This is a genomic window from Ectobacillus sp. JY-23, from assembly GCF_023022965.1.
Taxonomy (GTDB): Bacteria; Bacillota; Bacilli; order Bacillales; family Bacillaceae_G; genus Ectobacillus.
In genome coordinates this window covers 3203963-3215901 of the sequence record NZ_CP095462.1, presented here as the reverse complement: position 1 = coordinate 3215901, position 11939 = coordinate 3203963, and the positions used below count along the sequence as shown (strand labels likewise).

12 protein-coding genes and 1 riboswitch are annotated in these 11939 nt (G+C 41.3%); of the genes, 4 read left to right on the top strand and 8 right to left on the bottom strand.

Translation table 11 applies throughout. The features are described from left to right. Nucleotides 1-30: 30 nt before the first annotated feature. Together MUG87_RS16290 and MUG87_RS16285 are read right to left on the bottom strand one after the other, a co-directional pair. Nucleotides 31-801: a L,D-transpeptidase gene (locus tag MUG87_RS16290; RefSeq protein ID WP_247087740.1), complete on the bottom strand. Its 771-nt coding sequence runs from the start codon at nt 799-801 to the stop codon at nt 31-33. Between the two features lie 7 nt (nt 802-808). Further along, on the bottom strand, nt 809-1663 hold the full coding sequence (locus MUG87_RS16285; protein ID WP_247083514.1) for an SDR family oxidoreductase: 855 nt from the start codon (nt 1661-1663) through the stop codon (nt 809-811). 289 nt (nt 1664-1952) lie between these two features. Here MUG87_RS16285 and MUG87_RS16280 point away from each other — a divergent pair, with 289 nt between their 5' ends. The 4 genes from MUG87_RS16280 to MUG87_RS16265 all read left to right on the top strand — a co-directional run bounded on the left by MUG87_RS16280 (nt 1953) and on the right by MUG87_RS16265 (nt 7146). After that, the gene (locus MUG87_RS16280; protein WP_247083512.1) at nt 1953-3254 is read left to right on the top strand and encodes an NCS2 family permease; all 1302 of its coding nucleotides are present in this window, start codon (nt 1953-1955) and stop codon (nt 3252-3254) included. Nucleotides 3255-3418: 164 nt separating this feature from the next. After that, a riboswitch (SAM riboswitch) is annotated at nt 3419-3526 on the top strand. A gap of 89 nt (nt 3527-3615) precedes the next feature. After that, nucleotides 3616-4725 carry a sugar ABC transporter substrate-binding protein gene (locus MUG87_RS16275; protein ID WP_247083509.1) on the top strand — a complete coding sequence of 370 codons (1110 nt, stop codon included), beginning with the start codon at nt 3616-3618 and terminating at the stop codon, nt 4723-4725. Further along, nucleotides 4722-6188, top strand: a complete 1467-nt coding sequence (locus MUG87_RS16270) for a sugar ABC transporter ATP-binding protein (protein ID WP_368042575.1) — start codon at nt 4722-4724, stop codon at nt 6186-6188. Before MUG87_RS16275 ends, MUG87_RS16270 begins: the two co-directional genes overlap by 4 nt. A gap of 10 nt (nt 6189-6198) precedes the next feature. After that, a complete protein-coding gene (locus MUG87_RS16265; protein WP_247087738.1) occupies nt 6199-7146 on the top strand; it encodes an ABC transporter permease in 948 nt (315 codons plus the stop codon). A 161-nt stretch (nt 7147-7307) separates the two neighbouring features. Here the strand turns inward: MUG87_RS16265 and MUG87_RS16260 are convergent, their stop codons facing one another. The 6 genes from MUG87_RS16260 to tenI form a co-directional block, all read right to left on the bottom strand. Beyond that, nucleotides 7308-8159 carry a patatin-like phospholipase family protein gene (locus MUG87_RS16260; protein ID WP_247083504.1) on the bottom strand — a complete coding sequence of 284 codons (852 nt, stop codon included), beginning with the start codon at nt 8157-8159 and terminating at the stop codon, nt 7308-7310. 124 nt (nt 8160-8283) lie between these two features. Beyond that, the gene (locus MUG87_RS16255) at nt 8284-9288 is read right to left on the bottom strand and encodes a ThiF family adenylyltransferase (protein WP_247083501.1); all 1005 of its coding nucleotides are present in this window, start codon (nt 9286-9288) and stop codon (nt 8284-8286) included. Further along, nucleotides 9281-10051 carry a thiazole synthase gene (locus tag MUG87_RS16250; RefSeq protein ID WP_247083499.1) on the bottom strand — a complete coding sequence of 257 codons (771 nt, stop codon included), beginning with the start codon at nt 10049-10051 and terminating at the stop codon, nt 9281-9283. Before MUG87_RS16250 ends, MUG87_RS16255 begins: the two co-directional genes overlap by 8 nt. A 2-nt stretch (nt 10052-10053) precedes the next feature. Next, nucleotides 10054-10257 carry a sulfur carrier protein ThiS gene (gene thiS / locus MUG87_RS16245; RefSeq protein WP_247083497.1) on the bottom strand — a complete coding sequence of 68 codons (204 nt, stop codon included), beginning with the start codon at nt 10255-10257 and terminating at the stop codon, nt 10054-10056. Beyond that, nucleotides 10248-11333 (bottom strand): glycine oxidase ThiO, encoded by a 1086-nt coding sequence (thiO, locus tag MUG87_RS16240; protein WP_247083495.1) that lies wholly within the window; start codon nt 11331-11333, stop codon nt 10248-10250. Before thiO ends, thiS begins: the two co-directional genes overlap by 10 nt. Continuing rightward, on the bottom strand, nt 11330-11938 hold the full coding sequence (tenI, locus tag MUG87_RS16235; RefSeq protein ID WP_247083493.1) for a thiazole tautomerase TenI: 609 nt from the start codon (nt 11936-11938) through the stop codon (nt 11330-11332). The genes thiO and tenI overlap by 4 nt, the downstream gene beginning before the upstream one ends. Nucleotide 11939: the final 1 nt, after the last annotated feature.

Genomic DNA, 11939 nt, shown 5'->3' with positions numbered 1-11939 from the left:
AAAAAATCAGCTTCGCAAAAAAACAAGGTGTCACAGGACGCCTTGTTTTCTTTTATATTGATTAACAAGAATATGGTTTGGGATTTGCTCATAAACACTATCTTCTTGTACTTTGTCAATAATATAAAATCCACTCCCAATATGATATGTGCCAGCACCATCATGTGAGAAAACTGCGTACGTTTCATTTGGCATAACCTGTTTGATTGGATAATACGTTCCGTTTAAATCTCGCCAATATAACATTGTACGATCTATCAAGCGTATTCTCCCAATTTGATGAGATTGTACTTGTTTTCCGCTCCAACTCGTTACACGATACCCCATCGTATGAGCCATCATTTCAGGCGAAATATAAAATCGTTTAATGATTACCCGTGTATGTAGCGGCACTCTATCATACAGCCATTGAATGTTACGATCATTCATGCGAATGCATCCATTTGATTCGTATGTGCCTACAGAATGTTCTTTATTGGTACCATGAATACCATATTCTTTGTAATTAAGTCCCATCCACCTTGTACCAAGAGGGTTGTTCCAAGCACCGCCTTCAATCTTCTTCCGGTGATATTTCTTATTCTTATATTTATTAGCAATTAAAAATTTTCCTTCCGGTGTAGGTGTTTCCTTTTTACCTGTTGAAACAGGAAACGTTCGTATATAATTGCCGTTCTCAAAATACGATAGTTGGTTTGTCTCAATGTTAATTAAAATCAGATGATCTGGAAGTGCCGCTCGTACTTCTATAGGTAAAAGCAGTACCATAATCAATATGAATAGAACCCTCAACTTCTTCATCCCTAGCTTACCCAATAATGGTCCCACCGTTGACATGCAACATCTGCCCCGATACATAAGAAGAATCGGCTGAGGCCAAATATACATAAGCTGGTGCCAGCTCATAAGGTTGACCTGGCCGTCCCATCGGTGAATCGCTCCCAAATTCAGACACCTTTTTGCTGTCAAAACTCGCTGGAATAAGTGGGGTCCATATTGGACCAGGTGCAACACCATTCACGCGAATTCCTTGTTGCATAAGAGATTTTGCCAATGATTTTGTAAATGTAACAATTGCTCCCTTTGTAGAAGAATAATCCAAAAGCTGTTCGTTTCCCTCATAAGCAGTAATAGAAGTTGTATTAATAATAGTGTCTCCTGCTTTCATGTGCGGCAGGGCCGCTTTGGTTGTACAAAAATAGGAAAAAACGTTAATTTTAAAGGTTTTCTCCCATTGATCAGCAGTAAGTTCAAGCAAATTTTGACACGGATAGTGCTGGGCAATGTTATTTACAAGCACATTAAGACCACCTAATTGCGCTACTGTTTGTGCTACTATATCTTTACATTGTGTCTCCTCACTTAAATCGCCTGCCAGCAACAAACATTTCACACCTTGACTCTCCACAATACGCTTTGTTTCATTTGCATCTTCATGCTCATCTAAATAAGCAATCGCAACATGCGCTCCTTCTTTAGCAAACGCTACTGCCACAGCTCGACCAATACCGCTATCTCCACCTGTAATCAACGCACACTTTCCCTGTAATTTCCCTGAACCTTTATACCCCTGATCAAACTTCGGCAGGGGATTCATCAAAGATTCAATACCTGGTTGCTTTTGTTGATGCTGCGGTGCTTGAATCTGCTTCTTATTCGCCATTGTTCTTTACTCCCTTCTATTACGTAAACTTATACAAGCTTTGCTCATTTATATAGAATGTACATAAGGAGTCAAAATATAAAAGGATTGTACATAATAGGTAAAGAAGACGTTATACACAAACAAAAAGAAGCTATGCTACCGCTAAAATCCATTAATTTCTTAACGATACCTATATAAACAATAAAAAACATTCGATTTTCCAAAAAAACTCTTGCCAAATCAAACATTACCGAATAATATATATAACTGTTGTGATTATTATTCGTAAAAAAGGAAGGTTACAAGTATGTTTAATTTATCAGAGCATAAATCATCTGTAAAAACAGAAATTATTGCAGGTCTTACAACCTTTTTAACAATGGCATATATCATTATCGTAAACCCCGTTATTTTAGCGGATGCGGGTGTGCCGTTTCAGCAAGGTTTTACAGCGACAGTAATTGCAGCAGTTGTCGGTACACTATGTATGGCTTTTTTTGCTAATATGCCAATTGCAATTGCACCGGGTATGGGATTAAATGCCTACTTTGCTTATTCTGTTGTAAAAGCGCATGAAGAGGTAACATTTGCAATTGCATTTTCTGCAGTATTCGTCACTGGTATGATTTTTCTTGTATTGTCTTTAACAAAATTTCGTACAAAACTAATGGAAGCTATTCCTGAAAATTTAAAGCATGCAATTACAGCTGGTATTGGCTTGTTCATAGCTTTTATTGGTCTTCGTTTAACTGGTATTATTACAAAGCATCCTTCCAATCTGGTTGGCCTTGGAGACTTACACTCCGCTCCTGTTATTTTGGCATTGGTGGGTCTTGCAGTAACTATTATGTTAATGTCCCTTAACGTTCGAGGCGCGTTGTTTATCGGAATGCTAATTACAGGTATTATCGCGTACTTCACAAAGCAATTATCCTTTACAAAAGGCGTAATGTCACTGCCACAATTACCAGAGGGTATTATTGTTGCAAATCCAATCACAGCCATTTCTGATGTAATTCAATATGGGCTATACGGCGTTGTGTTTTCATTCTTACTTGTTACATTGTTTGATACAACTGGTACGCTTCTTGGTGTAGCACAGCAAGCTGGTCTTGTAAAGAATGGTAAGTTGCCGAACGGCGGACGTGCCATGATTTCCGACTCTATTTCAACAACTGTTGGTGCTATGTTCGGTACAAGCCCAACAACTGCATATATTGAGTCCTCTGCTGGCGTTGCTGCAGGTGGACGTACAGGTTTGACTGCACTTGTTGTTGCCGCTCTTTTTGCAGTAGCCGCTTTATTCAGTCCGCTAGTTGGTGCTGTATCTGGCGTTGCAGCGATTACATCACCATCACTCATTATCGTGGGCTGCTTAATGATGGGCGCTGTTCGTCATATTGAGTGGAATGAATTTGATGAAGCATTCCCGGCGTTCTTAGTTATTCTTAGCATGCCGCTGACATCTAGCATCGCAACAGGTATCGCTCTTGGTTTTATCTCTTATCCACTTATGAAGGTTGTAAAAGGAAAATTCCGTGCAGTACATCCGCTAGTGTATATGTTCGCTGTATTGTTCTTGTATCAACTGGTGTTTTTACCTCACTAATTGAAAGGCCGCACATTGCGGCCTTTTTACTATTTCTTTTATCCAATAGCTATATAAAATCCGAATTTTTCTGGGCTACATGTAACCGTAATGAACTATATCCTAAAAAACTATTGACAGATAAAAAGAAAAGACAGATAATTTAAAACAGTTTCATATCAAATTTCTTATCAAGAGCAGGTGGAGGGACAAGCCCTACGAAGCCCGGCAACCGACCCATTTATGGGCACGGTGCTAATTCTTGCAGCGCATAACGTGCTGAGGGATAAGAGCTGAAAGCAATCAGCGACGCCGCCTTTTCTTGTGTAAAGGCGGCTTTTTGCGTCTGCACCGTTCTTGATAAATCAGGAGGAAAACAAAAATGAAAAAATGGACAAAAGCAGTCTTACTTACATCCGTATTGGCACTTGGAGCGTGCACAAACGAGCAGAATGCCGCAACAGTGCAAAAACAAACTGCTACCAAACAAGAGCAGAAAGAGACAGTACCTACCAATACAGAGATTCCTGTCAAAGTACAAAAGCCGTTAAAAATTGCTTTAATTATGCAAATGTCAATTGGTACTTTTTCATCACAATATATCGAAGGAGTCAAAAAACAAGTAGAAGCATTCGGTGGTACCGTACAGGTATATAACTCGGATAATGACTTAGCCAAAATGGCTGCAAACTTAGATACAGCGATCAATGCTAAGGTAGACGGTATCTTGATTGATCATGGTCGCTCGGAGGCCTTGAAAAACGGTGTGGAAAAAGCTTTGGCTGCAAACATTCCTGTTGTTGCATTTGATAACGATTTGCGCTTACCAGGTGTTACTGTCATTGACCAAGATGACTACAGCTTAGCATGGAAATCGCTAAAAACATTAGCCGAAGACTTGAACGGGACTGGTGAAATCGCAGTACTTTGGGTAGGCGGTTTTGCTCCAATGGAAAGACGCAGCACAATGATTGATGCATTTTATAAACGTTATCCGAACATCAAAGAAGTTGCACGGTTTGGAACAGCTTCTAACAATACAGCTTTAGACACACAGACACAAGTAGAAGCACTGCTGAAAAAATATCCAAAAAAAGGCGATCTTGATGCTATCTTTGCCACGTGGGACGAATTCGCCAAAGGTGCCGTTAAAGCTCTGGAGCAGGCTGGCCGAACCGATATTAAGGTGTATGGAATTGACTTAAGCAATGAAGACTTGCAGCTTATCCAAAAAGAGAATTCTCCTTGGACAGCTACAGCAGCAACTGATCCAGCCGAAGTGGGTAAAATTCAAGCTCGCTTTCTATATCAAAAGGCTGCTGGAGAAGACACACCTGAAGTATATAGTTTAGAGCCATACCTAGTGAAGAAAAATCAGCTACCTGCTGAGGGTGTGACAATGGATGGCCTAGAAAAACATATTCCGGGCTGGGGCGCTTCTCAAGCAGCTTATTCTCCTTGGATGAGCAAGCTGGAAAAGGAGAAGCAATAATGAGTTTAGCATTACGGCACATTACTCACAGTTATACAAACGTGCCTGTCGTTACAGATATTACGTTTACGATTGAACGTGGAACCATTCATACTCTGCTTGGTATGAACGGCGCTGGGAAAAGCACGATTTTACGGATGCTAGCGGGCGATTTCTCGCCCCTTTCCGGTGCTATCCATTTGGATAATAAAGAAGTTTCCTTCCAATCACCCAGACAGGCGCATGAAAAAGGTATTGCATTTGTAGCACAGGAAGTAGACTATGCTCTTATGTCAGAGCTATCTGTACTGGAAAACGTACTACTGAATCAAATTGTGCGCGAAAAGCGAATTTATTTTTCAAAAAAAGCAAAGGAACAAGAAGCAGCGCGCTTACTAAAACGGGTGGGACTGAATCTGAATGTCAAACAACCCATCTCACAATGTTCACTTTATGAAAAGCAGCTCATTTTAATTGCCAGGGCACTATCTGATGATGTCCAATTTTTATTGTTGGATGAACCTACCTCAGCTCTCGGTCCAAAAGAAGCACAACATTTATTAGAGCTAATTCATTCATTGAAGAAACAGGGTGTTGGTATTCTTCTTGTATCGCATCGTTTATCCGAAATTAGACAGCTAGCAGATAAAATGACACTCCTGCGTAATGGGCAGGTAGTTTGTACTGCTTCTCCTGCTACTATGACAGATAAAGATATTGTTACCGCAATAGCTGGTGAGGTAAAACCCGCGAAACGCTTGGAAAAGGATTTAACAACAGCGGAGAATCTATTCGAGCATCATGCACTTCACGTCAAAAAAGGAGAGGTCGTAGTCATCTATGGACTTTTGGGCAGCGGTAAATCTGATGTAGCTGAAACATTATTTGGTGCCCGTGAGCCCGTTCAGGTTACTATCAATGGAACGAAGCAACGCTTCCGTAACCCCTCTGATGCTATTCGTGCAGGTATAGCACTTGTACCAGAAGAACGACGCAAACAAGGTTTATTCGTAAGTGAAAGTATCAGCAATCATTTGTCACTTCATCGTAAAGGACGTTTGCATGTAAAATCTGAAGAAGAACACGCCCTAAAGATAAGTGAACAATTCAATATTCAACCAAGAAACGTACATTTTCAAGTTGGCCGTTTAAGCGGAGGGAATCAACAAAAAGTTTCTATCGCAAAATGGGCTGGTTTCCACTCTAAGGTTTTCATTTTAGATGAACCTACAAAAGGCATTGATATGGCAGCAAAACAAGATGTATTCCGCTTTATTTCAGATGCTACGCAAAAAGGCGCTGGTGTTTTATATTTCACTGCAGAACAAGATGAAGCACTGCAAATTGCTGATCGCATTCTTATCATGTGTAAAGGTGAAATCATTACCGAAGTATTGCCGCGAGAGACCGATGCAGCAGAACTGCTACGGTTAGCAGAAGGAGGAGAAATCATTGACAGTATCCATTCAAACCAAACTGTCTAAAGAACCTATTATGAAACAAGGTCTTTATAAATTTGGAACAATCGGCATAATTCTTGCTGTTACAGCCTTTTTTGCTTTTATGAATGAATCGTTTTTGACTTATCAGAATGTGAGTGATATTTTGCGTTCTATCTCTATTGTCACACTGTTAGCAATTGGTGTTACATTTACCCTTGTGGTAGATGGCTTTGATCTGTCTGTTGGTGCGACTGCCAGCTTGGCTACTGTCACAAGTGCAGCAGCTCTTGTGCTGTACCGACAGGAGCTGCTGGTAGCACTCCTCATCCCATTGCTATGCGGGCTTCTCGTTGGGCTGCTCAACGCCTTTCTTGTTGTACGCATTAAACTACCTGATTTACTAGCAACACTCAGCGTGATGTACATCATCAACGGATTACAATTAACACTCACAAAAGGATCTTCTATATATGAAGGCATGACAGGCGCCACTGGACGCTTTATTCCTTCCTTTCTCTTTATTGGTCAAGGTTCTGTTCTCGGTATTCCTGTACCGGTTGTTATCATGTTACTTGCAGCTGTGATTACTTATATATTTTTAGAGAAAACAACGTATGGACGCATGTTTTACATGACAGGAAGCAATCGAGAAGCTGCACGGTTAGCTGGGATTCCAACAAATCGCTATCGTTTTTATGCATATGGCATCAGTGGTTTATTTGCATCTATCGGTGGGATTGTACTTACAAGTCGAATTGGAACGGGGCAAGTATCGGCTGGTGGACCATTGCTTATGGATGCAGTAGCAGCTGCATATATTGGCTACGCCATATTTGGAGCCAAAAAGCCAAATATAATTGGGACATTACTTGGATCAGTTTTAATCGGTATTATTTTAAACGGCTTGACCATGATGAATGTACCCTACTATGCACAAGATATTATTAAAGGAAGCATTTTAGTCGCTGCCTTAGCGTTTTCTTTCGCAAGCAAAAAATAAAGAGTCTGGGACAAAAGGTTTTAGCCAAAGAAAAATCCGAACTATTAGTCGGAATTCTCTACACAGAATTCGATTTAGTTCGGATTTTTCCTTTATGAGTGTTCGTTATTCTCTATTCTTTCGACTTTAGAGTTACATGATGCAGTGATGTCCCGGCCTCTTTATTTTTCAAGAAAAGCTAGTAAATCTTCATATAAGCGATCCGCATCTTTATAGCCTTGGTCATACAGTGCAGCTAGTTTTTTTGCATCTTTCTCCATTCTATCAACCTGTAGCGGTTCTGTTGGACGAATGATAAAGATATTTCCCTTCTTTTCTTCTTCTTGAATATATGCGAGTGTTTCGTTGTAAACTTGATAGCGTTCAAGCATTGCGCGAACAAGCTCTGGATAGCGCTTGTACGAACGCTTTGCAATCCAGCCAAACTTAGATTTCTGCTTTTGATAGCCATCATTTCTTGTTAGCACTAGAACAATCTTTTTGTTACCGTCTGCCTGCGCTTTACGAACAGGGATTGGATCAGCAATACCGCCATCAAGAAGCTTTTGCCCACGCAATTCTACAATCGGTGCGATAAAAGGTAATGAACTCGATGCGCGTAGCATCAGCATAATTTCCTCTTCTGTTCCATCCTTTTCGAAATATGCGGGTTTTCCCGTCATGACGTCTGTTGTTCCAATCACGAAACGTTCAATACCTGTGCGGTACGCTTCAAAATCGAACGGCACATGCTTGGTCGGAATCTCATTAAAGATGAAATCCATATCAAATAATTGTCCTTTGCGAAAGAGGTTTTTATAAGATAAATATTGCGGGTGTCCGATATAGCCGATATTTACACGGCGATTGCGCTCTTTTTGCCTTGCCAAATAGGAAGCAGCATTACAAGCACCTGCAGAAACACCAATTACATACGGAAAATAGATATTTTTATCCATAAAAAACTCGAGTACACCGGCTGTATATACACCGCGCATACCGCCGCCTTCTAATACCAATCCCGTCTGTTCCATAAACTCAACTCCTTCACCATATGAACTAATGAAAAAACGACTGCGCCTTGTCTTTGGCGCAATCGTAACGGCTCTACGAATAGTATAACAACCCTTTAACTGGAAAGGAAAGTAATTTGTCCGATTAACTGAAATATCTATGGTACATGCTCTTCGCTTCAGCAATGTTCTTTGTTCCATGTATAAATACGCGCCCATCGCGAAAGGCAGTGCACTTTTTTTCTTCTGCCGTGAAAGAAAGCAAATACTCATTTATAATTAACCCTTCAACACGATAAGCGAGAAGTTGTTTATACTGCTCTAGCGGCAACTCTTGATGTAAGCGGATCTGGACACTATCTCTTCCGCACAGCACAGCTGTTTGTGACAACGTTTCATGCAAATACGGATAATGTGCCTCTGCTCCGCAAGACGGACAATTTTTATTTTGCAAAGTGCTCACATTAATTGCACTATACTCGTTTGTCCATACATCGAAGGCTATCAGTGTATGACGCACTTCATGATTTGTTAATAGTTTCAAAGCTTCCGCAACCTGATAAGAAACCGTCATGGATACCGCTGGTGAAATCACGCCTATGGTATCACATGTCCCCATTCCAAGAGGCACTGTTTCTAGTAAGCAAGTTAAACAAGGAGTCTCCCCTGGCAAAAATGTATATGTAATACCTTGACTGCCGATACAAGCACCGTAAACCCAAGGTATCCGATGCTTTTGAGCGGCATCATTGATAATAAAACGTGTCTCAAAATTATCCGTAGCATCTAATATAACATCTACCTTATATAGCAATCGCTCTAGTACCGATGGTGTAACATCTTCTACATATGCTTCAATACGAATGTCTCCATTAATTTTCTCCAACCTGTTCTTGGCTGCAATCGCTTTTGGTATGTGTTTTTTCACATCTTCCTCATCGTACAACAGCTGTCTTTGCAAATTGCTCCAATCCACATAATCACGATCCACAATGGTCAAGCACCCTACCCCTGCCCGGGCTAGCATTTCAGCACCCATACTACCGAGGGCACCTGCCCCGATAATCAGAACATGTTTGTCAGCTAACTTTTTTTGTCCGTTTTTTCCAATTGGCTGAAACGAAACTTGTCTTGCATACCGATCATTCACCGGTAATCATCCCTTCCAGAGGACTGCTTGCCGCAGCGTAACTCTTTTTCGGGATACGACCTGCTTCATATCCCATACGTCCCGCCTCTACTGCAAGCTTCATTGCATGCGCCATCATGATTGGGTCATTAGCACCGGATACTGCTGTATTAAGCAATACACCATCTGCACCAAGTTCCATTGCAAAAGCCGCATCTGCCGGACTACCGATTCCGGCATCCACAATAACAGGAACCTTTGCTTGCTCGATAATGAAGCGTAGATTCAACGGATTAACTATACCACGTCCTGAGCCGATAGGAGCTGCCGCTGGCATAACTGCATGAACCCCTAATTCCTCCAAGCGCTTAGCAAGCACCACATCATCAGAGATATATGGAAGTACCGTAAAGCCTTCCGCTAACAATATACGACATGCCTCAAATGTTTCAAAAGGATCCGGAAGAAGCGTTTTATCATCGCCAATGACCTCGACCTTAACCATATCACAGAGTCCTGAGGCTTTTGCCAGTTTTGCAATTCGTACAGCTTCTTCCGCCGTTTTGGCACCGGCGGTGTTCGGAAGTAATGTATACTTTGTAACATCAAGCTTATCTAATAGATCAGGCTGATGTGCCTCAAAAATATTCATGCGTCTTACCGCAAACGTTAAAATCTCTGCTTCCGATACTGCAACAGCCTGCTTTTGTACATCGTAATCATGAAACTTCCCTGTTCCTAATAAAAGTCTGGACTGAAAAGAAAACTCTCCTATTTTTAACATCTTCAACCGCCTCCCACAAATGTAACAATCTCAATTTGATCTCCATTAAACAATACAGTTTCCGAATAAGAATTCTTTGACAATATACTTTTATTCCTCTCGACGACAAGCAACTTATGAGCAATATTTAAATGTTCAAGCAATTGCTCAACCGTACGAATATGTTCAGGTATCATTACGTTCTGCCCATTAATTTTCAATAACACACAAACCCCTCCTCACGTACAGACTTTCCTTCCAATAAATCAGCCATATACCTACCGGCCAATGGACTTAACAAAATCCCATTTCGATAATGACCAGTACACATATATAAACCTTCTATCTCAGGATGCCTTCCCATATAAGGTGCTCCTGCCTTTGATTGCGGTCTAAGACCGGCCCAAGCCCGCTCCCATTTCGCCTCTTGTAAGGCAGGAAGAATTGCAACTGCTTTTTGTATCAAAGACTGTATTCCTCCCATTGTTACAGTTTTATCGTATACACCTTCTGTTACTGTGGCCCCAATAATATAGCGTCCGCCTCGCTTAGGAACAATGTAAAAGCCTTCCTCAAATATAGGCACGCTTAAAATAGATTTATAGGACGTAACAGATAAAACTTCGCCTTTTACCGGATACGTGCCAACATGTCGCATGTGAAGAAACGGTGTGCTCCATGAACCAGCTGCAACCACAACATGTGCACAAGATATACGTCCTCTTGATGTAATGACACCTGTTACTGTATTTCCGTTTCTTTCAATTTCTAACACTTCTGTTTCTTCATATATAGTTGCACCAGAAGCCACTGCCGAATAAGCAAAGGCACGTGTCAGTTCAGGCGCAATCACATGACCATCTTCCGGATAATAAGCCGCTTCATGTACCAAAGGAGATGTTGCAGGTTCTTTGGCACGAAGCTGTTCTCCGTTCATAATAACAGCCTGTTCTCCAAGGTTTTGCTGCCACGAGACAGATTCTCGTAATTGCTGTGCTGTCTGCTCGTTGCAGGCAATACGATAAATACCACTTGATTGATATCCAATATCAATACCTGTTTTGTCACGAAGCCTAACAGATAAAGTAGGAAACATACTGCGACTCTTTCTTGCCGCCTGAAATAAAGGATCATACATAGTCCACTCTGCCTGCACACCGAGCAAACCGGCAGCTGCACCAGAAGCTTCTGCACCCAATGTATGTCTTTCCACGACTGCAACACTTGCTCCTCTTTCTGATAAATAATGCGCAATGGAACAGCCTATTACTCCGCCGCCAATAATAATTACATCGTAGTTCATGTTTCCCTCTTCACCATCTTTCGATAAGAAATTGCTTGTTTCACAGGATTTTCATTTGATAAGATTCCCGATAAAACTGCGACACCAGAAGCACCTGCCTGCAGAATATCGGGAACGTGAGCAGGTTGAATACCGCCAATCGCTACAAGTGGAATGGATATCGCTTCTGCAACCTTCTGCAATGCTTTCATGCCACGTGCCGGTATAGCAGGCTTAGACGCTGTAGGAAAAATGTGTCCATATATAAGAGAGTCTGCTCCTGCCTCTACAGCTTTGATTGCTCCGTCAAGAGAGTGAACAGATGCACCGACGTGTAAGAACGGAAAAGATTTCTTAATCTGCTGAACAGGAAGACCTGTTTCACCTAGTTGCACCCGCGTAACACCTGTTAACAAAGCCACATCTATCCTGTCATTTACAACAATCTTGGACACAGGAAAGCCAGCTTTTTTTAGTGCCTCCACACCTTGATAAATTGTCCGTGCATCTTTATCACGCTCTCGTATATGTAAATAATCAATATACGCTTGCATCTCCATAGCATGTTTGATTAGCCTTTCCATTGACATCCCATTTGAAATAACATGTAGTTCTCTCATACTCATA

What these genes read in the sequence shown, in the direction of transcription:
- MUG87_RS16290 (WP_247087740.1), bottom strand. Translation starts at nt 801, where the DNA reads ATGAAGAAGTTGAGGGTTCTATTCATATTGATTATGGTACTGCTTTTA.
- MUG87_RS16285 (WP_247083514.1), bottom strand. Translation starts at nt 1,663, where the DNA reads ATGGCGAATAAGAAGCAGATTCAAGCACCGCAGCATCAACAAAAGCAA.
- MUG87_RS16280 (WP_247083512.1), top strand. Translation starts at nt 1,953, where the DNA reads ATGTTTAATTTATCAGAGCATAAATCATCTGTAAAAACAGAAATTATT.
- MUG87_RS16275 (WP_247083509.1), top strand. Translation starts at nt 3,616, where the DNA reads ATGAAAAAATGGACAAAAGCAGTCTTACTTACATCCGTATTGGCACTT.
- MUG87_RS16265 (WP_247087738.1), top strand. Translation starts at nt 6,199, where the DNA reads ATGAAACAAGGTCTTTATAAATTTGGAACAATCGGCATAATTCTTGCT.
- MUG87_RS16260 (WP_247083504.1), bottom strand. Translation starts at nt 8,159, where the DNA reads ATGGAACAGACGGGATTGGTATTAGAAGGCGGCGGTATGCGCGGTGTA.
- MUG87_RS16250 (WP_247083499.1), bottom strand. Translation starts at nt 10,051, where the DNA reads ATGTTAAAAATAGGAGAGTTTTCTTTTCAGTCCAGACTTTTATTAGGA.
- thiO (WP_247083495.1), bottom strand. Translation starts at nt 11,333, where the DNA reads ATGAACTACGATGTAATTATTATTGGCGGCGGAGTAATAGGCTGTTCC.
- tenI (WP_247083493.1), bottom strand. Translation starts at nt 11,938, where the DNA reads ATGAGTATGAGAGAACTACATGTTATTTCAAATGGGATGTCAATGGAA.